The sequence below is a fragment of the Streptomyces sp. NPDC026417 genome (assembly GCF_055567695.1).
Genome location: NZ_JBVHPY010000013.1, coordinates 221,069 through 244,328, shown reverse-complemented (window position 1 = coordinate 244,328; position 23,260 = coordinate 221,069). Strand labels below are relative to the sequence as shown.

17 protein-coding genes and 1 pseudogene are annotated in these 23,260 nt (G+C 72.4%); 13 read left to right on the top strand and 5 right to left on the bottom strand.

Going from position 1 to position 23,260, the window contains the following annotated elements:
* The first annotated feature begins 49 nt into the window (after positions 1-49).
* From ACZ4NT_RS21890 to ACZ4NT_RS21855, 8 genes are all read left to right on the top strand, one after another.
* Complete coding sequence (locus ACZ4NT_RS21890; protein ID WP_121406462.1) at positions 50-733, top strand: response regulator; 684 nt, start codon at positions 50-52, stop codon at positions 731-733.
* A gap of 316 nt (positions 734-1,049) precedes the next feature.
* On the top strand, positions 1,050-3,800 hold the full coding sequence (locus tag ACZ4NT_RS21885; RefSeq protein WP_467727026.1) for a DNA translocase FtsK: 2,751 nt from the start codon (positions 1,050-1,052) through the stop codon (positions 3,798-3,800).
* Positions 3,801-4,062: 262 nt separating this feature from the next.
* Positions 4,063-4,914 (top strand): helix-turn-helix domain-containing protein, encoded by an 852-nt coding sequence (locus tag ACZ4NT_RS21880; protein ID WP_467727024.1) that lies wholly within the window; start codon positions 4,063-4,065, stop codon positions 4,912-4,914.
* A 92-nt stretch (positions 4,915-5,006) separates the two neighbouring features.
* Positions 5,007-6,482 (top strand): 30S ribosomal protein S12 methylthiotransferase RimO, encoded by a 1,476-nt coding sequence (gene rimO / locus ACZ4NT_RS21875; RefSeq protein ID WP_121406465.1) that lies wholly within the window; start codon positions 5,007-5,009, stop codon positions 6,480-6,482.
* Positions 6,479-7,186 carry a CDP-diacylglycerol--glycerol-3-phosphate 3-phosphatidyltransferase gene (gene pgsA, locus ACZ4NT_RS21870; protein ID WP_467727022.1) on the top strand — a complete coding sequence of 236 codons (708 nt, stop codon included), beginning with the start codon at positions 6,479-6,481 and terminating at the stop codon, positions 7,184-7,186. The genes rimO and pgsA overlap by 4 nt, the downstream gene beginning before the upstream one ends.
* A complete protein-coding gene (locus tag ACZ4NT_RS21865) occupies positions 7,183-7,728 on the top strand; it encodes a CinA family protein (protein ID WP_467727020.1) in 546 nt (181 codons plus the stop codon). Before pgsA ends, ACZ4NT_RS21865 begins: the two co-directional genes overlap by 4 nt.
* Positions 7,729-7,837: 109 nt before the next feature.
* Positions 7,838-8,215 (top strand): helix-turn-helix domain-containing protein, encoded by a 378-nt coding sequence (locus ACZ4NT_RS21860; protein ID WP_037620346.1) that lies wholly within the window; start codon positions 7,838-7,840, stop codon positions 8,213-8,215.
* Positions 8,216-8,427: 212 nt separating this feature from the next.
* The gene (locus ACZ4NT_RS21855) at positions 8,428-8,898 is read left to right on the top strand and encodes a Dps family protein (protein WP_467727018.1); all 471 of its coding nucleotides are present in this window, start codon (positions 8,428-8,430) and stop codon (positions 8,896-8,898) included.
* A 1,039-nt stretch (positions 8,899-9,937) separates the two neighbouring features.
* Here ACZ4NT_RS21855 and ACZ4NT_RS21850 read toward each other — a convergent pair.
* From ACZ4NT_RS21850 to ACZ4NT_RS21840, 3 genes are all read right to left on the bottom strand, one after another.
* On the bottom strand, positions 9,938-10,699 hold the full coding sequence (locus ACZ4NT_RS21850; protein ID WP_467727016.1) for an SDR family NAD(P)-dependent oxidoreductase: 762 nt from the start codon (positions 10,697-10,699) through the stop codon (positions 9,938-9,940).
* A 68-nt stretch (positions 10,700-10,767) separates the two neighbouring features.
* The gene (locus ACZ4NT_RS21845; RefSeq protein ID WP_467727014.1) at positions 10,768-11,670 is read right to left on the bottom strand and encodes an Fpg/Nei family DNA glycosylase; all 903 of its coding nucleotides are present in this window, start codon (positions 11,668-11,670) and stop codon (positions 10,768-10,770) included.
* A 391-nt stretch (positions 11,671-12,061) separates the two neighbouring features.
* The gene (locus ACZ4NT_RS21840) at positions 12,062-17,188 is read right to left on the bottom strand and encodes an ATP-dependent helicase (RefSeq protein ID WP_467727012.1); all 5,127 of its coding nucleotides are present in this window, start codon (positions 17,186-17,188) and stop codon (positions 12,062-12,064) included.
* A gap of 290 nt (positions 17,189-17,478) precedes the next feature.
* Between ACZ4NT_RS21840 and ACZ4NT_RS21835 the strand changes: the two are divergent.
* From ACZ4NT_RS21835 to ACZ4NT_RS21825, 3 genes and pseudogenes are all read left to right on the top strand, one after another.
* Positions 17,479-18,237, top strand: a pseudogene (locus tag ACZ4NT_RS21835) (AraC family transcriptional regulator); the annotation flags it as partial.
* Between the two features lie 278 nt (positions 18,238-18,515).
* Positions 18,516-19,256, top strand: a complete 741-nt coding sequence (locus tag ACZ4NT_RS21830; RefSeq protein WP_121406474.1) for an AzlC family ABC transporter permease — start codon at positions 18,516-18,518, stop codon at positions 19,254-19,256.
* Entirely contained in the window at positions 19,253-19,561 is a 309-nt protein-coding gene (locus ACZ4NT_RS21825; protein WP_121406475.1) for an AzlD domain-containing protein, read from the top strand. Before ACZ4NT_RS21830 ends, ACZ4NT_RS21825 begins: the two co-directional genes overlap by 4 nt.
* 188 nt (positions 19,562-19,749) lie before the next feature.
* Here the strand turns inward: ACZ4NT_RS21825 and ACZ4NT_RS21820 are convergent, their stop codons facing one another.
* On the bottom strand, positions 19,750-20,703 hold the full coding sequence (locus ACZ4NT_RS21820; RefSeq protein WP_467727010.1) for a prenyltransferase/squalene oxidase repeat-containing protein: 954 nt from the start codon (positions 20,701-20,703) through the stop codon (positions 19,750-19,752).
* 79 nt (positions 20,704-20,782) lie between these two features.
* On the opposite strand from ACZ4NT_RS21820, the gene ACZ4NT_RS21815 reads away from it, so the two are divergent.
* Positions 20,783-20,977 carry a DUF3046 domain-containing protein gene (locus tag ACZ4NT_RS21815; RefSeq protein WP_121406477.1) on the top strand — a complete coding sequence of 65 codons (195 nt, stop codon included), beginning with the start codon at positions 20,783-20,785 and terminating at the stop codon, positions 20,975-20,977.
* A gap of 173 nt (positions 20,978-21,150) precedes the next feature.
* A complete protein-coding gene (locus tag ACZ4NT_RS21810; protein WP_467727008.1) occupies positions 21,151-22,398 on the top strand; it encodes an AI-2E family transporter in 1,248 nt (415 codons plus the stop codon).
* A gap of 58 nt (positions 22,399-22,456) precedes the next feature.
* Here ACZ4NT_RS21810 and ACZ4NT_RS21805 read toward each other — a convergent pair whose 3' ends face one another.
* Positions 22,457-23,242: a hypothetical protein gene (locus tag ACZ4NT_RS21805; protein WP_121406478.1), complete on the bottom strand. Its 786-nt coding sequence runs from the start codon at positions 23,240-23,242 to the stop codon at positions 22,457-22,459.
* Between the last annotated feature and the right edge of the window lie 18 nt (positions 23,243-23,260).

Below are 23,260 nucleotides of genomic sequence, written 5' to 3'. Positions count from 1 at the left end.
GTCCCCTGGGGCGGCGCCCGGTGCACTGCCGGGGCGAGGAGGGCGGGCCATGGTGCAGAAGGCCAAGATCCTCCTGGTCGATGACCGGCCGGAGAATCTGCTGGCGCTGGAGGCCATCCTCTCTGCGCTCGATCAGACACTGGTGCGGGCATCGTCCGGGGAGGAAGCGCTCAAAGCGCTGCTGACGGACGATTTCGCGGTCATCCTGTTGGATGTGCAGATGCCGGGCATGGACGGTTTCGAGACCGCTGCCCACATCAAGCGGCGAGAGCGGACGCGGGACATCCCGATCATCTTCCTCACCGCGATCAATCACGGTCCGCATCACACCTTCCGCGGGTACGCGGCGGGTGCGGTGGACTACATCTCCAAGCCGTTCGACCCGTGGGTGCTGCGGGCGAAGGTCTCCGTCTTCGTCGAGCTCTACATGAAGAACTGCCAACTCCGGGAGCAGGCGGCGCTGCTGCGGCTCCAGCTGGAGGGCGGCGGCAAGGCGGCGATCGGCGACACCAAGGAGCCGGCCGGACTGCTGGCCGAGCTGTCCGCGCGGCTCGCGGCCGTCGAGGAGCAGGCCGAGGCGCTGTCCAAACAGCTCGACGACGACGCGGCCGACGCCGCCGCCGTGGCGACCGCGGCCCATCTCGAACGCAAACTGACGGGCCTGCGCAGGGCGCTGGACGCCCTGGAGCCCGGCACGGGCAGCGGGGCCCCGTCGCTGCCCTCGCAGAACTGACGCGCCGCACCGAGGGGTTCCCCGCCGGGGAGCGGGGGCTGTTCCCCGGTCCGGCGTGGAAGCCGGGCCGGAACGCGACCTTCCCGAGGGCGGGCGATCTTCCCGAGGGCGCAGGCGGTGTCGCCGCCTCGCGCGCGGTGGGTGGGCGAGCGGTGAGACGGCGTCAGTCGACCCGCGGGGCCGGTGGAACGGGCACCGTCGCGGGACCCGGATCCGGTGAACCGGCGTCAGTTCCGGTCCTCGGCAAGGGCGACACGAACGGGTGAAGCAGTAGGCACACGTGTCCGCTGTCGTCTCCACCGGTAACCTCACACTCATGGCCTCACGTCAGTCCGCAGCCAAGAAGCCGCCCGCGAAGAAGGCGGTCGCTCCGACGAAGGCTCCGGCGAAGAAGGCCCCAGCGAAAAAGGCCGCCGCGAAACGGCCGCCCGCCAAGAGGGCCGTGGTCAAGAAGGCCCCTCCGCGACCGGCGCCCAGTCCGACCGGGGGCGTGTACCGGCTCGTGCGCGCCGTCTGGCTCGGAGTCGCGCACGCCGTCGGAGCGCTGTTCCGCGGCATAGGAGCGGGCGCGAAGGGTCTCGACCCGGCGCACCGCAAGGACGGCGTCGCGCTGCTCCTGCTCGGCCTCATGCTGATCACCGCGGCCGGTACCTGGTCGAACCTCCAGGGCCCGGTCGGTGACCTCGTCGAGATGCTGGTGACCGGCGCCTTCGGCCGCCTCGACCTGCTCGTCCCGATACTGATCGGCATCGTCGCCGCGCGGCTCATCCGGCATCCGGAGAAGCCCGAGGCCAACGGCCGCATCGTGATCGGCCTGTCCGCGCTCGTCATCGGCGTGCTCGGCCAGGTGCACATCGCGTGCGGGGCGCCCGCGCGCAGCGACGGCATGCAGGCGATAAGGGACTCCGGCGGGCTGATCGGCTGGGGCGCGGCGACCCCGCTGACCTTCACGATGGGCGACGTCCTCGCCGTGCCGCTGCTGGTCCTCCTGACGGTCTTCGGGCTGCTCGTCGTCACGGCCACCCCGGTCAACGCGATCCCGCAGCGTCTGCGCCTGCTCGGCGAGAAGCTCGGCATCCTCGCCTCGCCCGAGGACGCCGACGCCTTCGGTGAGGACGACGAGCGCTACGACGAGCAGTGGCGCGAGGCGCTGCCCGCGCGCTCCCGGCGCTCGCGCGCCCCCGAGGACTACGACCCCGACGGGGCCGAGCATGAGGCGCTCACCAAGCGCCGGAGCCGCCCCCGGCGGGCCGCCGTCCAGCAGCCCGACATGGAGCGGCCGATGGACGCGGTCGACGTGGCGGCCGCCGCGGCCGCCGCGCTGGACGGTGCCGTCATGCACGGGATGCCGCCCTCGCCGCTGGTCGCCGACCTCACGCAGGGCGTCAGCGTGGAGCGGGACGGCTACGAGGAGACGACGCCGGTCCCGGCGGCGCGGGCCAAGTCCGCCCCCGCCGCCCCGCCCGCCAAGGCCAAGCCGGCCAAGCAGGACCCGTTCAGGGCCGACGCCGTCGTGCCCGACCTGACCAAGGCCGCACCCGACGCGCCCCGCGACCTGCCCGCACGCGCGGAGCAGCTCCAGCTCTCCGGGGACATCACCTACGCGCTGCCCTCGCTCGACCTGCTGGAGCGCGGCGGCCCGGGCAAGACGCGCAGCGCCGCCAACGACGCCGTGGTGGCCTCGCTGTCGAACGTCTTCATGGAGTTCAAGGTCGACGCGGCCGTCACCGGCTTCACCCGCGGTCCGACGGTCACCCGCTACGAGGTCGAGCTCGGCCCCGCCGTGAAGGTCGAGCGGATCACCGCGCTCACCAAGAACATCGCGTACGCCGTGGCCAGCCCGGACGTCCGGATCATCAGCCCGATCCCCGGCAAGTCCGCGGTCGGCATCGAGATCCCGAACACGGACCGCGAGATGGTCAACCTCGGGGACGTGCTGCGCCTCGCCGACGCGGCCGAGGACGACCACCCGATGCTGGTGGCGCTCGGCAAGGACGTCGAGGGCGGCTATGTGATGGCCAACCTGGCGAAGATGCCGCACGTCCTGGTGGCCGGCGCGACCGGCTCCGGCAAGTCGTCCTGCATCAACTGTCTGATCACCTCGGTGATGGTGCGCGCGACCCCGGAGGACGTGCGCATGGTGCTCGTCGACCCCAAGCGCGTCGAGCTGACCGCGTACGAGGGCATCCCGCACCTGATCACGCCCATCATCACCAACCCCAAGCGCGCCGCCGAGGCGCTGCAGTGGGTCGTACGGGAGATGGACCTGCGGTACGACGACCTCGCGGCGTTCGGGTACCGGCACATCGACGACTTCAACGAGGCCATCAGGAACGGCAAGGTGAAGCTGCCGGAGGGCAGCGAACGCGAGCTGAGTCCCTACCCGTACCTGCTGGTCATCGTCGACGAGCTCGCTGACCTGATGATGGTCGCCCCGCGTGACGTCGAGGACGCGATCGTGCGCATCACGCAGCTCGCCCGCGCGGCCGGCATCCACCTGGTGCTCGCCACGCAGCGGCCGTCCGTGGACGTCGTCACCGGCCTGATCAAGGCGAACGTGCCGTCCCGGCTCGCCTTCGCCACCTCCTCGCTCGCCGACAGCCGGGTCATCCTCGACCAGCCGGGCGCCGAGAAGCTGATCGGCAAGGGTGACGGTCTGTTCCTGCCGATGGGGGCGAACAAGCCGACCCGTATGCAGGGCGCCTTCGTCACCGAGGACGAGGTCGCGGCCGTCGTCCAGCACTGCAAGGATCAGATGGCGCCGGTCTTCCGGGACGACGTCACCGTCGGCACCAAGCAGAAGAAGGAGATCGACGAGGACATCGGCGACGACCTCGACCTGCTGTGCCAGGCGGCCGAACTGGTCGTCTCCACGCAGTTCGGGTCCACCTCCATGCTCCAGCGCAAGCTGCGTGTCGGCTTCGCCAAGGCCGGCCGCCTGATGGACCTCATGGAGTCGCGGAACATCGTCGGCCCCAGCGAGGGCTCCAAGGCACGTGACGTTCTTGTGAAGGCCGACGAGCTGGATGGAGTGCTCGCCGTGATCCGGGGGGAGACGGAAGGGTAGGGAAGCGGGGGCGCGCACCTCCGCGGAGTGATTCCGCGGCGGGCGGGTATTCGAACGTGACTCAGCTGTAAGGGATCTGTGAGCAACCGTTTCCCTACGCCGTACGTCAAGTTGAGCGAGGGTACAGGTACATGTCCCAGCATCAGGATGACCGGCCATTCTGATGGCGTACAAAGTCCCACCGCCCGGTTGCCCCACCCTTTCGTACCCCCCCTAGACTGAACCTCCAGCACAGGTGGCTACACGCTCGAAAGGCGCCCCCGTGTCCATCGGCAACTCCCCTGACGGCAACTCCCCCGAAGACGAGCGTCCGTTCGAAGACGGTCGCGAGGCGGAACGCCCCTCGATCGGTCACGCCCTGCGGCAGGCGCGCATCGAGGCCGGGCTGACCGTCGACGACGTCAGCACCGCCACCCGGGTCCGCATCGCCATCGTGCACGCCATCGAACAGGACGACTTCGCGCCCTGTGGCGGTGACGTCTACGCACGCGGTCACATCCGGACGCTGGCACGCGCCGTCCAGCTCGATCCGGCTCCGCTCCTGAAGCAGTACGACGCCGAACACGGCGGACGCCCCGCGCCCACCCCCGCGGCCCCCCTCTTCGAGGCGGAACGGATCCGTCCGGAGCGCCGCGGGCCGAACTGGACGGCCGCCATGGTCGCCGCGATCGTCGCGGTGATCGGCTTCGTCGGCTTCACCATGGTCAAGGGCGACGACGGGGACGACACGACGGCCCAGGTCGCCGAGGGCTCCACGCCCACCGCCAGCAAGCCCGCGGCCAAGCCGACCGCCACCAAGCCCACCGACCCGAAGCCGGAACCGTCCGACAGCGCCATCGCCGCCGCGCCCCAGGACAAGGTCACCGTCCAGGTGACCGCCACCGACGGCCGCAGCTGGATCTCCGCCAAGGACCACAACGGCCGGATGCTCTTCGACGGGCTGCTCAAGAAGGGCCAGTCCAAGACCTTCCAGGACAACACGAAGATCAACCTCATCCTGGGCGACGCCGGCGCCATCCAGCTCCACGTCAACGGCAAGAAGATCGAGGACGACTTCCAGCCCGGTCAGGTCGAGCGTCTGACCTACACCAAGGGCGACCCCGAGGTCGGATAACGGGCCCGCAGGCCAAGGCGCGCACGGGGTTGGCCATGATCGGCCAACCCCGTCGACGTGGGGCCTCGGCGGGACGAAGTAGTCTTGAGCCCATGCCTGAACGCCGTACCGTCGCACTCGTCACTCTTGGCTGCGCCCGTAACGAGGTGGACTCGGAGGAGCTCGCAGGCCGCTTGGAGGCGGACGGCTGGCACCTCGTGGAGGACGCCGAGGAAGCGGACGTCGCCGTCGTCAACACCTGCGGGTTCGTCGAAGCCGCCAAGAAGGACTCCGTGGATGCCCTCCTGGAGGCCAACGATCTCAAGGGGCACGGCAGGACCCAGGCCGTCGTGGCGGTGGGCTGCATGGCCGAGCGGTACGGCAAGGAACTCGCCGAGGCGCTGCCCGAGGCCGACGGAGTGCTCGGCTTCGACGACTACGCCGACATCTCCGACCGCCTCCAGACCATCCTGAACGGCGGCATCCACGCCTCGCACACCCCCCGCGACCGGCGCAAGCTGCTGCCGATCAGCCCGGCCGAACGGCAGACCGCCGGCGACGAGGTGGCCCTCCCCGGCCACGGCGCGCCCTCGGACCTGCCGGAGGGCGTGGCCCCGGTCTCCGGCCCCCGCGCGCCCCTGCGCCGCCGGCTGGACGGTTCCCCGGTCGCTTCGGTGAAGCTCGCGTCCGGCTGCGACCGGCGCTGCTCCTTCTGCGCCATCCCGTCCTTCCGCGGTTCGTTCATCTCGCGCCGGCCCAGCGACGTGCTGAACGAGACCCGCTGGCTCGCCGAGCAGGGCGTCAAGGAGGTCATGCTGGTCTCCGAGAACAACACCTCGTACGGCAAGGACCTCGGCGACATCCGCCTCCTGGAGTCGCTGCTGCCCGAGCTCGCGGAGATCGACGGGATCGAGCGCGTGCGGGTCAGCTACCTGCAGCCCGCGGAGATGCGGCCCGGCCTGATCGACGTCCTGACGTCGACGCCGAACATCGCGCCCTACTTCGACCTGTCCTTCCAGCACTCGGCGCCCGACGTGCTGCGCTCGATGCGGCGCTTCGGCGACACCGACCGCTTCCTCGAACTGCTCGACACCATCCGCTCCAAGGCCCCGCAGGCCGGAGTGCGGTCGAACTTCATCGTGGGCTTCCCCGGCGAGTCCGAGGCCGACCTCGCCGAGCTGGAGCGCTTCCTCACCCACGCGCGCCTGGACGCCATCGGCGTGTTCGGGTACTCCGACGAGGACGGCACCGAAGCCGCGACGTACGAGAACAAGGTCGACGAGGACGTCGTCGCCGAGCGTCTCGCGCGCGTGTCGCGGCTCGCCGAGGAGCTGGTCGCGCAGCGCGCCGAGGAGCGCGTCGGCGAGAGTCTGCAGGTCCTGGTCGAGTCCATCGACGACGAGGAGGGCGCGGTCGGCCGTGCCGCCCACCAGGCGCCCGAGACGGACGGACAGGTGCTGTTCACGAGCAGCGCGGGTCTGACCGTCGGTCGTATGGTCGAGGCAAAGGTGGTCGGCACGGAAGGTGTCGACCTGGTGGCCGAGCCGCTCCCTGGCTCGTTCGCGGGGACTGAGGAGGCAGGCAGATGACCGGAGTCCCGGCATCCGCGGCGGGTGGTTCCCCCAGCGCGAAAGGCGCGGCCGGCACGTCCGGCACCCCGGGAGGAACGAAGCCGGTGCGGAAGCTGGGCGCTGCGGCCGTCGATCAGGCCAGCCTCTGGAACGTCGCGAACCTCCTCACGATGCTCAGGCTCGTGCTCGTGCCCGGCTTCGTGCTGCTGCTGCTCGCCGACGGCGGCTACGACCCCGTATGGCGTGCGTGGGCCTGGGCCGCCTTCGCCGTCGCCATGATCACCGACATCTTCGACGGCCACCTGGCCCGCACGTACAACCTGGTCACGGACTTCGGGAAGATCGCCGACCCCATCGCCGACAAGGCGATCATGGGGGCGGCGCTGATCTGTCTGTCCTCGCTGGGCGATCTGCCGTGGTGGGTGACGGGGGTGATCCTCGGGCGCGAGCTCGGGATCACCCTGATGCGTTTCCTGGTGATCCGTTACGGGGTCATTCCGGCCAGCCGCGGCGGCAAGATGAAGACCCTGGCCCAGGGGACCGCCGTGGGGATGTACGTTCTGGCACTGACGGGGCCGCTGGCGACCCTGAGGTTCTGGGTGATGGCCGTGGCGGTCGCCCTGACCGTGGTGACGGGACTCGACTACGTAAGACAGGCCATTGTGCTGCGCCAACAGGGAATCGCCGCGCGCCGGGCGACGGCCGAGGAGGCGGAGCGGTGAGTTTGCAGGCCGCTGAAGTGGTGCGACTACTCACGGTGAGGGGCGAGACGCTCGCCGTCGCCGAATCGCTCACTGGTGGCCTGGTGGCCGCGGAGATCACAGGGACGCCCGGGGCGTCGAAGGCCTTCCGGGGCTCCGTGACCGCGTACGCCACCCCGCTCAAGCACGAGCTGCTCGGGGTCGACGCCACTCTGCTGGCGGAGCACGGCGCGGTGGATCCGCAGGTCGCGGCCCAGATGGCGGCCGGGGTGCGCAAGGCGCTCGGTGCGGACTGGGGGATCGCGACCACCGGCGTCGCGGGCCCCGATCCCCAGGACGGACAGCCGGTGGGTACGGTTTTCGTAGCCGTCGACGGGCCCTCGGTGGACACATTCGATGCCGATGATGGCGGGAAAGTGGCCTCGCTGCGGTTGAACGGCGACCGGGCGGAAATTCGTATGGAGAGTGTACGGAGCGTACTCGCGCTGCTTCTCGCGGAGCTCGCGGACGAACAGACCGGAAACGAGCGGGCACAGGATACGGAACAGAACGGGGGGACTTGATGTTTGCAGCCCTGAGTGAACACGACATCGCTCCCCGCACGGCCGCGGCGCAAGGCGGTACGGTGGGGCGTGAAGGATGCGGCTACGCGGTCCGAGGAGGGAGCCACCGATGATTCTGCTCCGTCGCCTGCTGGGTGACGTGCTGCGTCGGCAGCGCCAGCGCCAGGGCCGTACTCTGCGCGAAGTCTCCTCGTCCGCCCGAGTCTCACTCGGCTATCTCTCCGAGGTGGAGCGGGGGCAGAAGGAGGCATCCTCCGAGCTGCTCTCCGCGATCTGCGACGCGCTTGACGTACGGATGTCCGAGCTCATGCGGGAAGTGAGCGACGAGCTCGCCCTCGCCGAGCTGGCACAGTCGGCTGCGGCCACCGAACCGGTGCCCGCACCGGTGCGCCGCCCGATGCTCAATTCCGTATCGGTGACCGGGGTGCCACCCGAACGGGTCACGATCAAGGCACCCGCCGAGGCGGTCGACGTCGTCGCGGCCTAGCGTTCACGACCTCGCGGTCCTGGACTGAACCACGTGCACGAGAGCCCCGGCCGGGGCTTCTCCGGGGAAACCCGGAGGGGGACCGGCCGGGGCTCTCGCGTTCCCGTGCGAGCGTGCGCCGGAACCCCGTTTGCCGGGGTGTCCCGGGGCGGTCATGGTGGGAATGCGGTGGCTCGGGGCCGTATCGAGTGATCTTGAATCGGAGGATTCGGATGTACGTCGTGAAGAGCCCGTTGTCCGACGAGGACCTGAAGATCGTGTCCGAGGCGCTGCAGGGCGCGCTGGTCGATCTGGTGGACCTCTCGCTGGTGGCCAAGCAGGTCCACTGGAACGTCGTCGGTCCGCGTTTCCGGTCCGTCCATCTCCAGCTCGACGACGTGGTGGCCAGTGCGCGGCAGCACTCCGACACGGTGGCTGAGCGTGCCTCGGCGCTGGGGGTCTCACCCGACGGGCGCGCGGCGACCGTCGCCTCGGGCAGCGGGATCGGCACCGTCGCGAACGGCTGGGTCAAGGACGCGGACGCCGTCGGGACACTCGTGGACGCGCTGGGCGCGGTGATCACGCGGATGCGGGAGCGGGTGAAGGCGACCGAGAGCCCGGATCCGGTCAGTCAGGACCTCCTCATCGGCATCACCGCGGATCTGGAGAAGCACCACTGGATGTTCCAGGCGGAGAACGGCTGAGGCCGGAGCAGTGAACGGCGGGCGGGCCGCGCCACCGGGAATCGCCGGGCACCGGGAACCGCCGGACTCCCTGCCGGCTTGGGCCCGGCCGCCCGCGCCGGCGCCCGCGGTCGGGCGGGGCGCGTGGCAGGCGCGCGGTCCGGTGCGCCGGGCACCGGACGCGGTGCCGGGCCGGTGGGCCGGCAGGGCGAGGCACGTGTGTGCGTGCGGTGCGCCTCTGTGCCGGTGGTGCGCCCTCCCCGTCGCGGGGAACCGAGGTCTAGCGTCGGGCCGGAGGTGGCAGCCATGGCAGGGCGGATAGCTCGCTGGGGGGCGACGCTGGCGCTCGGGACGCTGTGGTGGTGGGGGGTCCTCCGGCTCGCGCTGGCTCCTGACGCAGGGGTGTGGGAAGGGGCCGTCGCGGCCGGAGGGTGGGGGCTGAGCCTGCTGCCCGTGCACTGTGTGCCGAAGGCGCAGGCTGCCCGGGCCGTGATCGCGGATCAACGTGCGATACGGAGTCTCGGGGTGGCGGGGACGGAGCGACGGGGGTCCGGGGAGGGGCCGGAGCGGGGGGTGTAGGGCATGGGGGTGCCCGGTGGGACGGGGCTTGGGGGGTGTGGGGCACGGGGGGTGCCCGGTGGGACGGGGCGTTGGGCTGCGGGCTCCGTCTTCCGCCGGGGGACGGGGCGTGTGGCCCCGGCCGGCGGGCGCGGAGGTGCGACGCGGGGGGCGTCGGCCGCCGTCGCTCGTGCGGGTGGCGCAGCGGGGGAGTAGGGGTGCGGTCGCACGAGCGGCTCGGGGGTGAGCCGGCGGCCGTGCGCGACGGGGGCGTACGCGCTCACCCGCCGCCGCTGCGTCACCCGGTGGCCGGCCGGTTCCGGGTCGGGGGGCTGCCGGTTCCGGGGGCCGGGGGTCTGCCGTGGCGACAGCATGTGCCGCCGCGCGAGGCCTCGGTGAGCGTGGCCATCCGTGGTGAGAGGTGTGGCGGGGCCGCGTCGGCGCTGCGGCGGGCGTGGTGGGGGCCCGGCGCCCGCGTCGGAGGCAGGGGCGGAAGGTGCTGTCACCAGGGCATGGCCACGCCGCCGTTCGGGCGGAGGATCTGGCCCGTGGTGAAGGACGACGCGTCGCAGGCGAGATGGAGCACGACGTGCGCGACGTCCTCGGGTTCGCCGACCCGGCCCAGCGGGGACATCCGGGCCATGAAGGCCTCGGTGTGCGCCTGCGCCTCCCCGTGGCGGTCGGTCATGGGCGTGCGCACCCAGCCGGGCGCCACGGCGTTCACGCGGATCCCGTGCATGCCGATCTCGGTCGCCAGTGTCTTCGTGAGCTGCACGACGGCCGCCTTCGTGACGCCGTAGCAGAGCAGGCCGGGGCCTCCGGTGTCGACAGCACCGGAGGCCATCGTGACGATGCTGCCCCGTACCTGCCGCGCGATCATGTGGCGGGCCGCCTCCTGGCAGGCGTACAGCACGCCCTTGAAGTTGACGTTCAGCACCCGGTCGAGGTCCTCGTCCCGGGTCTCCAGGACCGGACTGCTGTGCATGATCCCGGCGACCGCCGCCATGACGTCGAGGCGCTCGCAGGACTCCACGGCCCGCTGCACCTGGCGCCGGTCGGTCACGTCCACCTGGTGGGTGTGCGCGGTACCGCCCTCGTCCTTGATCAGCGTGGCCGTCTCGTGCAGGCCCTGCCCGTCGCGGTCCGCACAGTGCACCTCGGCGCCGGCTTGGGCGAGCAGAACGGCGCAGGCCCGGCCGATGCCGCTCGCGGCGCCCGTGACGAACGCGACGCGTCCGGTGAGGTCGTACGCCTGGATGGGCATGAGGGGACGGTACGAGCTTTTCTGACGGGGCGTCAATTACCTGTGCGGGGTGAAATCGTGCGGCAGGCTCAGCGCGGGCCGGGCCCCCCGGTACGGCGACCGGCGGCCGGCCCGGGCCCGGCGGCTCCCGGGGGTGCGGTACGGGTCGACGGGCCCTTGGCCCAGTGGGCCGTGCGCTGCGGTGCGGGGCCCACCTGGCAGACCGGGCACCAGTACGTGGGCCGCTCGCGTGAGCCGTCGCCCTGGTCGGCGAGACGGATGGGCGTCCCACAGCGCAGACAGGGGCGGGGTGCCCGGCCGTAGACGAAGAACCTCTGCTCTCGGAGGCCGGTCGTCACGCGGTTCGGGCGCTCCCGGTTGATCTCGAGGAGCTTCTGGGCGAGCGCGGGCAGCTGCGCGGTGCGGTCCGCCGGCAACGCGCCGACCGTCAGCCAGGGTGTGACTCCGAGGAGGAAGCACAGCTCGCATTTGAAGACGTTGCCGATCCCGGCGAGATTCCGCTGGTCCAGCAGAGCCTCGCCGAGCTCCCGCTCGGGGGCCGCGAGCAGGTTGGCCAGTGCCTTCTCGGGGTCCCAGTCGGGGCCCAGGAGGTCGGGGCCGAGATGGCCGACCGCGCGCTCCTCGTCGGTGGTGCGCAGCAGTTCCAGTACGGGGAGGCGGTAACCGACGGCCGTGTGCTCGGCGTTGCCGAGGATGGCGCGGATCTGATGGGCGGCGCCGCCGGTCCAGCGGCTGCCGTTCTCGAAGACTCTCCAGGAGCCGTCCATGCGCAGGTGGGAGTGGAGTGTCAGGCCGCCCTCGATACGGGTGAGGAGGTGCTTTCCGCGCGGGGTGACGTCCAGCACGGTGCGGCCGGTGAGGTCGGCTGTGGCGAACCTGGGCACGCGCAGGTCGGAGCGGATCAGCACCTTGCCCGCGAGGGCGGTGTGCAGTCGCTTCGCGGCCTGCCAGACGGTGTCTCCTTCGGGCATGACTTCAAGGGTGGCACGGGTCTCGGGGTGGTGGCTCGGGCCGGGGGTGGTGCGGGTGGTCGGCGGGTGGCGGTTGTGGTTCGGGCCGGGGGTGGCGGGGCCGGGGTCGGTCGGTGGCGCTTGGGGCGTGGGGTGGGCCGTGTCTGTCAGCGGCTGGGGTTGGCAGGAGACGGCTGTGGGGCGGGAGGGTGGAGTATTACGGCAGTGGCTCGGGGGACCGGGAGACAGCCCCGGGTACGCGCGCGAAGGGGCCGGCGCGCACCTGCACCCGCTGCCCGGACCGGCCGGGGTGCCGCGATGGGTGGCGGTGGTGGCTCGGGCCGGGCGTGGCGCGGGTGGTCGGTGGCGGCGGTGACGGGGCCAGTGGGTGGCCCCGGCCTCCTCGGTCGGCTCATGCCCGGATGCGCAGGCCGCGTGGGGTCGCGATGAATCCCGCGGCTTCCAGCACGGCGCCGAAGGGGGAGGTGAGAGCCGAGGCGCCGTTGACCCGCTCGACGGTGACCGTGCCGAGGGAACCCGCGCGGGCCGCCGTGGAGAGGGCATCCGCGGCTTCGCGGAGACGGGGATCGTCCGCGATGTCGGTCTCGGGGGCGGAGGGCCAGGCCAGCAGGGTCTTGCCGCCGCGCTCCATGTAGAGGGTCAGCTCGCCGTCGACCAGGACGACCAGCGAGCCGGCCTTGCGGCCCGGCTTGTGCCCGGCGCCGGTCGGGGGCTCGGGCCAGGAGAGGGCCGCGCCGTAGGCGTTCGCGGGGTCGGCGGCGGCGAGGACGACGGCACGTGAGGTCCGGTTCGATCCGGCACGGCCGCCCTGGCCCCCGCCGTTCGGGTACAGCCCGTTCGCATAGCCACGGTTTCCTGTGGGACGGCCGGGGAAGCCGGGTCGGCCCGTGCGGGTGCCGGTCGCGAACGGGTCGGCACCGTCCGGGGACACGAGATCGCCGGGGAACGTGAAGTCTCCCGACGGGTCGAAGCCGTCGGAGGAACCGGGGCCCGCCGGGCCCTCGGGGAAGTACGAGTCCGCCGGCCTGCCGGAGTCCGCCGGAGCGTGGGGGAAGTCTGCACCGAAGTCGCTCGCGGCGCCCGAGGAGCTGCGGCCGAAGTCGGGGCCGTAGCCGCCGTCGCTCGTCGCGGGGAAGCCGGGGGTGCCCTCGGAGTCCCCGGCGGCAACGGACCGGACGTCCGCGCCCCCTCGTGCCGCCCCGGCGATCTCGGGTTGGAACCCGGGGTCCGCGGCAGGGAAGCCCGACGAGAACCCCTGAGCGGGCATCGCGTCGCCGCGGTCCCGCGCGTTGGCTGCCGCACGGAGGCGGTCCACGGCACCGTCCATCGCGAACTGGGCGGCGCCGAGGCCCTCCACCACGTACCCGCGGCGGGCCTGGCCCGTTTCCTCGAAGGCGGACAGGATGCGGTAGACCGCCGAGAAACCGCCCTCCACCCCCTCCGCCGCGACGGCTCCCCGGGTCACCACTCCGTGGCGGTCGAGCAGCGTGCGGGCCAGGGCGTGGGCGCGCACGGTGGGGTCGGCCTCGCGGTCGGGGAGCAGCGACCAGCGCCCGGCGACGGTCGGGGGGCCGGTACGGGACTGAGAACGTGCCGCGGCTGTCAAGGAGCCGTACCTGCCGCGCGGCATCGAGCGCTTCGCGCGGTGGGCGGTGGAGCCGGCGGTGCGTCCCGAGCCCAGCAGCGAGCGCATCGGGGCGAGTGTGTCGTTCGTCAGGCGGCCGGACCACGCCAGGTCCCAGACGGCGTCGGCCAGTTGGGGGTCCGAGGCCTCGGGATGCGTGGTGGCCCGGACCTGGTCGGCGATCTGGCGGAAGAACAGGCCGTAGCCCCCGGACAGGGCGTCCAGGACGGACTGGTGGAGCGCGGTCAACTCCAGCGGGTGCGGCGCCGGCAGGAGGAGCGGAGCCGCGTCCGCCAGATAGAGGGAGACCCAGCCGTCCTTGCCGGGCAGGGCGCCGGCACCGGCCCAGACCACCTCTCCGGCCACGGTCAGTTCGTCGAGCATCGCCGGGGTGTAGTTGGCGACGCGGGACGGCAGAACGAGCTTCTCCAGCGCGGACGCCGGAACCGACGCTCCCTGCAACTGCTCCACGGCGCGGACCAGTCCGTCCACACCGCGCAGGCCGTGCCCGCTGTCCACGTGCTGCCACTGGGGCAGGAACTGGGCGAGCGCGGCGGGAGGAACCGGCTCCAGCTCGTGGCGCAGAGCGGCCAGGGACCGGCGGCGCAACCGGCGCAGGACGGTCGCGTCGCACCACTCCTGGCCGATGCCCGCCGGATGGAACTCGCCCTGTACGACGCGCCCGTTGGCCGCGAGCCGCTGCAGCGCCCCCTCCGTGACGGCCGTACCGAGCCCGAAGCGGGCCGCCGCGGCTGCCGACGTGAACGGGCCGTGGGTCCGCGCGAACCGGGCGAGAAGGTCACCCAGCGGGTCCTTCACCGGTTCGGTGAAGGCCTCCGGGACACCGACGGGGAGCGCCGTGCCCAACGCGTCGCGCAGACGGCCGGCGTCCTCGATCGCCGCCCAGTGGTCGGTCCCGGCGACCCGCACCCTGATGGCGCGGCGGGACGAGGCCAGTTCCCGGGCCCACTGCGGTTCGGCGCCGCGCTCGGCCAACTCGGCGTCCGTGAGCGGACCCAGTACGCGCAGCAGGTCGGCGACGCCCTCGGCGTCCTTGATACGGCGGTCGTCGGTGAGCCACTGGAGCTCTCGCTCCAGTTCCGTCAGCACGTCGGCGTCGAGCAGCTCGCGCAGCTCGGCCTGGCCGAGCAGCTCGGCCAGCAGCCGTGAGTCCAGGGACAGGGCGGCGGCGCGCCGCTCGGCCAGCGGCGAGTCGCCCTCGTACAGGAACTGTGCGACGTAGCCGAAGAGCAGGGAGCGGGCGAACGGCGACGGCTCCGGCGTGGTGACCTCGACCAGACGGACCTTGCGGGACTCGATGTCGCCCATCAGCTCCGTCAGGCCCGGCACGTCGAAGACGTCCTGGAGGCATTCGCGGACCGCTTCCAGGACGATGGGGAACGAGCCGAACTCGCTCGCCACCTGCAGCAGTTGCGCCGCACGCTGACGCTGCTGCCAGAGCGGGGTGCGGCGGCCCGGGTTGCGCCGCGGCAGCAGCAGCGCGCGGGCGGCGCACTCGCGGAAGCGGGACGCGAACAGCGCCGAGCCGCCGACCTGGTCGGTGACGACCTGGTCGACCTCGCCCTTGTCGAAGACGACGTCCGCGGCGCCTACGGGTGCCTGCTCGGCGTCGTACTCCCGGCCCAGCTTGACCGGCTCCTGGTCGAGGAGGTCCAGGCCCATCAGGTCGGCGTCGGGCAGCCGCAGCACGATGCCGTCGTCGGCGTGCATGACCTGGGCGTCCATGCCGTACCGCTCGGAGAGCTTGGCGCCGAGCGCGAGCGCCCAGGGCGCGTGCACCTGCGCTCCGAAGGGGGAGTGCACGACGACCCGCCAGTCGCCCAGCTCGTCACGGAAGCGCTCCACGACGATGGTGCGGTCGTCCGGGATGTGTCCGCAGGCCTCCCGCTGCTCGGCCAGATACGACAGGACGTTGTCCGCGGCCCAGTCGTCGAGTCCGGCGGCGAGGAGCCGGACGCGCGCGTCGTCCTTGGACAGCGAGCCGACCTCGCGCAGGAACGCGCCGAGTGCGCGGCCCAGTTCGAGGGGGCGGCCCAGCTGGTCGCCCTTCCAGAACGGCAGCCGGCCGGGGACTCCGGGCGCGGGCGAGACCAGGACGCGGTCGCGCGTGATGTCCTCGATGCGCCAGGAGCTGGTGCCGAGGGTGAAGACGTCACCGACGCGGGACTCGTAGACCATCTCCTCGTCGAGCTCACCGACCCGGCCGCCGCCCTTCTTGGGGTCGGAGCCCGCGAGGAAGACACCGAAGAGGCCCCGGTCGGGAATCGTGCCCCCGGAGGTGACGGCGAGGCGCTGGGCACCGGGACGTCCGGTGATCGTGCCTGCCACCCGGTCCCACACCACGCGCGGGCGCAGCTCGGCGAAGGCGTCCGACGGATAGCGGCCGGCGAGCATGTCCAGCACGGCCGTGAACGCCGACTCCGGGAGGGCGGCGAAGGGGGCGGCGCGGCGGACCGTGGCCAGGAGGTCGTCGAACTGCCAGCTGTCGAGGGCGGTCATGGCGACGATCTGCTGGGCCAGCACGTCCAGGGGGTTGGTGGGGACCCGGAGGGACTCGATCGAGCCGGTGCGCATCCGCTCGGTGACCACGGCCGCCTGGACGAGGTCGCCCCGGTACTTCGGGAAGACGACGCCCGTCGAGACCGCGCCCACCTGGTGGCCGGCCCGGCCCACGCGCTGGAGGCCGGAGGCCACGGACGGGGGCGACTCCACCTGGATGACCAGGTCCACCGCACCCATGTCGATGCCCAGCTCGAGACTGGACGTGGCGACCACCGCGGGCAGGCGGCCCGCCTTCAGGTCCTCCTCGACGAGGGCGCGCTGCTCCTTGGAGACCGACCCGTGGTGGGCGCGGGCGATGACCGAGGGGGCGCCCTGGGCGGCGCCCGAGCCGCCCATCAGCTCCGCCGGGGAGTGGTGCTCGTCCAGGGGCTCGCCGGTCGCCCGCTCGTACGCGATCTCGTTGAGCCGGTTGCACAGCCGCTCCGCGAGGCGGCGGGAGTTGGCGAACACGATCGTCGAGCGGTGGGACAGGACGAGGTCGGTGATCCGCTCCTCGACATGCGGCCAGATGGAGGGCTTCTCGGCGCCTTCCTTGCCGTCGGCGACCGGGGAGCCGCCCAGCTCGCCGAGGTCCTCCACGGGGACCACCACGGAGAGGTCGAACTCCTTGCCGGACGGAGGCTGGACGATCTCCACCTTGCGGCGCGGTGACAGATAGCGCGCGACCTCGTCGACCGGGCGCACCGTCGCCGACAGGCCGATCCGCCGGGCGGGCTTGGGCAGCAGCTCGTCGAGGCGCTCCAGGGAGAGCGCCAGATGCGCGCCGCGCTTGGTGCCCGCGACGGCGTGCACCTCGTCCAGGATCACGGTCTCGATGCCGGTCAGCGCGTCGCGCGTGGCCGACGTCAGCATGAGGAAGAGGGACTCCGGGGTCGTGATCAGGATGTCCGGAGGGCGCGTGGCCAGGGCGCGGCGCTCTGCGGGCGGGGTGTCCCCGGAGCGGATGCCCACCTTGACCTCCGGCTCGGGGAGGCCGAGCCGGACCGCCTCCTGCCGGATGCCGGTCAGCGGGCTGCGCAGATTGCGCTCCACGTCGACCGCGAGGGCCTTGAGGGGTGACACGTACAGCACCCGGCAGCGCTTCTTGGGGTCGGCCGGCGGCGGGGTCGAGGCCAGCTGGTCGAGCGCGGCGAGGAAGGCGGCCAGGGTCTTGCCGGATCCGGTCGGGGCGACCACCAGCACGTCCGAGCCCTCGCGGGTCGCCTGCCACGCCCCGGCCTGGGCCGCGGTGGGCGCGGAGAAGGCCCCCGTGAACCAGCCGCGGGTCGCGGGGGAGAAGCCCTCGAGGGCTCGGTGCGCAGAGCTCGCCATGCGTCCATCCTGCACCCGACCACTGACATTGCGCTTGACCTGCGGAAACGCTGGACCGTGCGGCGTGGCGCGGGGAGACGGGGATCGCGAGGCGGGCGGTCGGCGCGGACCGCAGGTGATGGACGGTGGGGGCCGAGGCGGGCAGCGGCTGGTGGACGGCACCGCCGCGTCTCAGGGAGCGGGCCCGTGTCGGGGAGCCGGCCCGTGCCAGGGAGCGGGCCCTTGTCAGGCACCCCGCCCGTCACCGCCACCGGCGGTCGGCACGGAGCTGTCCCGGCGCCTGGCGCAGAATGGGGGACATGGCAGGTTCCGGGGAGCGGGCACGGCACTGGCAGTACGCGGAGCTGCCCGGCGTCGACCTGCTGCGGGCCAGTTACGTCGAGAAGATCTTCGTGCGGCACACCCACGAGAACTTCGTGATCGCCGCCATCGCCGACGGTGTCGAGGTCTTCCACCACGGCGGCGCCGACCGGTACGCGGGCCCCGGCTCCCTGGCGCTGGTCAACCCGGACACTCCCCACACGGGCCGCGCCGGCGTTCCCGAGGGCTGGCGCTACGGGGCCGTGTACCCCTCGCCCGAGCTGGTGGCGGAGATCGCCGCCGAGACCACGGCGATCCGCGGAACGCCCGGCTTCACCAGCCCGGTACTGGAGGACCCGTACGCGGCCGGACTGGTCCACCAGGTGCTCCGTGCGGCCGACGAGGGCAACGCCCTCGCCGCGGACACCCTGCTGCGGGTGGCCGTCACCCGGCTCCTGCGGCTGAACGGCGGGCCGATGCCCCGCAGGGCCGTTCGCACCGCGGGCGCCCGCATCGCGGCACGCGCGCGTGCCGTCCTCCAGGAACGGATGGCGGACCCGCCGTCTCTGGAGCGGCTCGCCGACGGCCTCGGCGTGAGCCCCTTCGCGCTGCTGCGCGCCTTCCGGGACACCTACGGCATGCCGCCCCACACCTGGCTCACCGACGCCCGCGTACGCCGGGTACGGCACCTCCTGGATGCCGGCACCGCCCCCGTGGAGGCCGCCGTCGCCGTCGGCTTCACCGATCAGCCGCATCTGAACCGTCACTTCACCCGCATCGTGGGCGTGCCTCCTGGCGCCTACCAGCGGGAGCGCCGAGGCTCGGAGGACGGCGGGCCGGAGCGCCGGGACGACGGACGGCGCAAGAACGTACAAGACCCAGGGGGCGGCCTTCTCCTACCGTCGGGGGCGTGGGAGAACAGCCAGCAGCAACCGCAGACATACGCAGCCGGGACGGCCGCGACAAAAACGCCCGACACCACGAAGACACCGGCCACACGAGAGGGACCGGAGCCGATGGAGAAGCAGTGCACGGGAGTCAGGGCGGACAGGACGGCGGACGGGCCGGGAAGCCCGACTCCGCCGTCGTACGGGACGCACTCGGAGTCGGGGTCGCCGTCGGACTGTCCGGTTTCGCCTTCGGGGTGACCTCGGCAGGCAGCGGTCTGACCCTGCTGCAGACCTGCGCGCTCAGCCTCCTGGTGTTCACCGGTGCCTCCCAGTTCGCGCTCGTGGGCGCGCTCGCCGCCGGCGGCAACCCGCTGACGGCGGCGGCCGGAGCGTTCTTCCTGGGCGTGCGGAACGCCTTCTACGGACTGCGCCTGTCGCAGCTGCTGGCACTCCCGCGCGCGGTGCGGCCGTTCGCCGCGCAGTGGGTGATCGACGAGACCACGGCCGTGGCCCTCGCCCAGCCGACCCGGCGCAGCGTCCGCATCGGCTTCACCGTCACCGGACTCAGCCTCTACATCCTGTGGAACCTCACCACGCTGCTCGGCGCGATCGGGGCCGAGGCCATCGGCGACACCGACGCGTGGGGGCTGGACGCGGCCGGGCCCGCCGTGTTCCTGGCGCTCCTCGCGCCGATGCTGAAGACCGGGACCGAGCGCACCGTGGCGGGCGTGGCCGTCGTCCTGGGGCTCGGCCTCCTGCCGGTCCTGCCCGCCGGCGTGCCCGTCCTGGTGGCCGCGCTGGCCGCACCCGCAGTCCTCTGGGCGACCGGGCGTCGCCGTACGGCCACCGAAGACGAAGCACCCGAGGAGGAACGTTGAGCATCTGGATCGCGATCGGTGCGACCGCCGTCGGTTGCTACCTCGTCAAACTCGCCGGGCTGCTCGTCCCCGCGGGTGTCCTGGAACGGCCCCTCGTGCAGCGCCTCGCGGCGCTCCTGCCGGTGGCCCTGCTCGCCGCCCTCACCGCCCAGCAGACCTTCGCCGACGGGCGCGTCCTGGTGCTGGACGCCAAGGCCGCCGGGCTCGCCGCGGCCGCGGTGGCCCTCGTCCTGCGCGCGCCCTTCCTCCTCGTCGTCCTCGCGGCCGTCGTGGTGACGGCGGGGGTGCGGGCGATGACGGGCTGACGCCGGGGCGGCGCGCCGGACCCGCGGCGCACCGGGTCGGCCGGTCGCTCCCGTCGGGCCGGGCTCCCCTTGGGCAGGCGCCCTGGGTGGGCGCTTTCGGCCGGCGGCATCTGAAACCGGGTGCGGTGAGCCGACGGCTGGGCGGGCACGAGTCGCCGACCTCGCCCGTAACCCGTAGCCCCCGACCGTCAACCGACGGACCGCCCGAACGCGCGAAGGGTGCGCAGCGCCTCGATGGTCACCATGGGGCGGCACTCCAGCGCCGCACCCGGGGCCCACTGGCGCCAGCGGACCGGCCAGCCGCCGTCCTCCTGCTGCTCGTCCGTCAGATGGTCCAGCGAGCGCGCCATCTCGTCGTCCGTGAACCACGCGCGCGCGAGGGAGTCCGGCGTCCTGGCGTAGTCGTACGGGAAGTGGTGCTCGCCCGGCGCGTAGCCGGGCGGCACCGGGTACTCGTCCGGGCGGGCCGGGTCCAGAGCCGCGAGTCGGTGCTCGCGCACCAGACGGCCCAGCCGGTCCGCGGCGGCCTCCGCCCGGGAACGGTCGGGGGCCGAGTCCAGGAAGGCCACCGCGGCCTCGATCTCGTAGGGATGGGACTTCTCCAGGGACTCCACCGCCTGCCAGCAGAAGTCGGTGGCCCGGAACAGCCAGGCGTGCCACACCTCGTTGCGGTGCAGCAGCCCCACCACGGGGCCGGTGGCGAGAAGGTCGCTCGGCGGGTCGTCGACGATCGGCACGAACGGCGCCGCCGGATAGCCGCGCTGGCTGGGATGGATCGCGGGCAGGGCACCGTCCGAGGTCGACACGGACGTCAGATAGCGGCACACGCGCTCCACCCGCTGCCCGCCGCACCGTCCGATCGAGTCCAGGACGCGCAGCGCGTGAGCGGTGTGCAAGGGCTGGCTCACGGGGCCGCGCAGATCCGGTTCGAGGGCGTGACCGTACCCCCCGTCCTCGTTGCGGTAGGCGGCTAGTGCGGTCTCGACCGCGTCGGCGCTCCCGTCGCCGTCGTCGAGGAAGTGGTAGGCGAACCGGCGCTGTTCCAGCACGCGCGCGGTGAGCCAGACGAAGTGCTCGGCGCGTGAGAGCGGGGTCTGCGCCGGGGGCGTCGGGGGGAGTGGGGATGCTCCTGTTTCGGCCATGGGTCAGACCGTAGGGCGGAAAGCGTTTCCGACACGGGGTACCGGCCGGGGCCCACCCCCAGGGCGGGATACTGGGGTCATGCGGTTGACGGTCTTCTGGCAGCGAATGGCGGATCACTTCGGAGCGGGGTACGCCGACACCTTCGCGCGCGATCATGTGATGACGGAGCTCGGCGGGCGCACGGTGCAGCAGGCGCTGGACGCGGGCTGGGAGGCCAAGGACGTGTGGCGTGTGGTGTGCACGACCATGAACGTTCCGCACGAGAACCGCTGACGCGGGCTCCGAGGGCCGGGTCCCTCCGCGCTCCTCGCGCCACCGCCCGCGATCACGGGACCCGACGGCCGAGCCGCGACAGTGCACACGAGGTCGGGGCTGCCGGGCCGCTGAACGGTCACGAGATCGCACGACGGGAGTCGATTGTCGGTGGTGTGGGCGAGACTTGCACCGTGGCCCCGACAGACGAGACCTCGCAGGTCGCCCAGCAGCCGTCGCCGTTCGGCACGACGCCGCCCACCGGCCCTCCCGGTGGGGACGCCGCCGGGCGTGGCGGGCGCATGCCTCGCTGGCTGCCGCGTGCCATGGTGCTGGCCCTCGCCCTGGTCGCCGTCTTCCAACTGGGCAGTTGGGCCTTCCACCAGCTCACCGGGCTGCTGGTCAACATCCTGATCGCGTTCTTCCTGGCGCTCGCGATCGAGCCGGCGGTGAGCTGGATGGCCGCGCACGGCATGCGCCGAGGGCTGGCCACCTTCCTCGTCTTCATCGGCGCGATGATCGTGACCGCCGGATTCGTCACGCTGCTCGGCTCGATGCTGGCCGGACAGATCATCAAAATGGTCGAGGGCTTTCCCGAGTATCTGGACTCGGTCATCCACTGGGTCAACACGACCTTCCACACCGACCTCAGACGGGTGGACATCCAGGACAGCCTGGTCCACTCCGACTGGCTGCGGAAGTACGTCCAGAACAGCGCCACGGGCGTCCTCGACGTGTCCGCGCAGGTCCTCGGCGGCCTCTTCCAGCTTCTGACGATCGCGCTGTTCTCGTTCTACTTCGCCGCCGACGGGCCGCGGCTGCGCCGTGCCCTGTGCTCGGTCCTGCCGCCCGCCCGCCAGGCCGAGGTGCTGCGCGCCTGGGAGATCGCCGTCGACAAGACGGGCGGCTATCTCTACTCGCGCGGCCTGATGGCGCTGGTCTCCGGCGTCGCCCATTACGTCCTGTTGCAGTTCCTGGGCATCCCCTACGCGCCCGTGCTCGCGGTCTGGGTCGGCCTGGTGTCCCAGTTCATCCCCACGATCGGCACCTACCTCGCGGGCGCCCTGCCGATGCTGATCGCCTTCACGGTCGACCCCTGGTACGCGCTGTGGGTGCTGCTCTTCGTCGTGGTCTACCAGCAGTTCGAGAACTATGTGCTGCAGCCCAAGCTGACCTCGAAGACCGTGGACATCCACCCCGCGGTCGCCTTCGGCTCGGTCATCGCGGGCACCGCTCTGCTCGGCGCGATCGGTGCGCTGGTCGCCATTCCGGTCGTCGCCACGCTCCAGGCGTTCCTGGGCGCGTACGTGAAGCGGTACGACGTCACGGACGATCCACGCGTGCACGGCCACCGGGGACGGAGACCGGGCAGCCTCCTGAAGCGTGCGCGGGGGCTGCGGACGCACGGGGAGACCGAGTCCGGGGACGACTCCTCCTCGTAGGCGTGCGGAGGCCTCGACCGGTTGCGGAGTTCCGGGGGACCGGGTCCGGGCGCGGGCCTCAGAAGGTGAGGAGCGCCCACGCCCCCGCGCCGATGACGGCCACCGTGTAACAGGCCACCGCCGCCAGCACGGCCCGCTCCCTCGTCCTGTCGCTCCAGCGTGTGCGGGACAGCAACCAGGCCACCGCCGGCAGGACGAGCACGGCGTGCAGGCTCACCCCGTGCAGCGGCTTGAGCGGAGCCGTCGAGTGGTACGCCGCCGTCTGATGGCCGGTCCGGGTGAGGACGACGCCGCGCGCGATCATCGCGGCGCCCGACACCAGCGCCACGAGCAGGATCGCGAAGCCCGCGCGCAGGGCGACCGGCATTCCGGTGGGGCCGGTCGGGCGCCGCCGGAAGGAGGCGACGGCGAACGCGGTGAGGAGGACGACCAGCACGCCCCCACCCACCGCCAGGGTCATGGACACCCCGGTGTCGAAGGAGGTCTCCATGTTGAGATGCGAGGGCACCCGGCGCCAGGCCTGAAGGGTGATCCCGCCGACCTCGACGACACAGTCCGCGGCGAACACGACCAGCAGGGTGGTCCGTAGTCGCGGACTCGTGCACAGGTAGGAGGTGACCCAGGTGATCGCGATCAGGGTCAGCCCGAAGGAGAGTCCGAAGGTGACGGGCTTGCGCCAGGAGACCGGACCGTCCCAGGGGCCGCCGTCGACGGCGTACACCGCGAGATGGGCCAGACCGGACAGCGTCAGCGCGGCACCGGTTCCGTAGCAGAGGCGTTCGGCGGCACGGTGAGGGGTGGCGGCGGTGTGAGCGAGGGTGAGGGTGCCGCTGCGACGTTCCATGGGCCCAGCTTCGGCAGT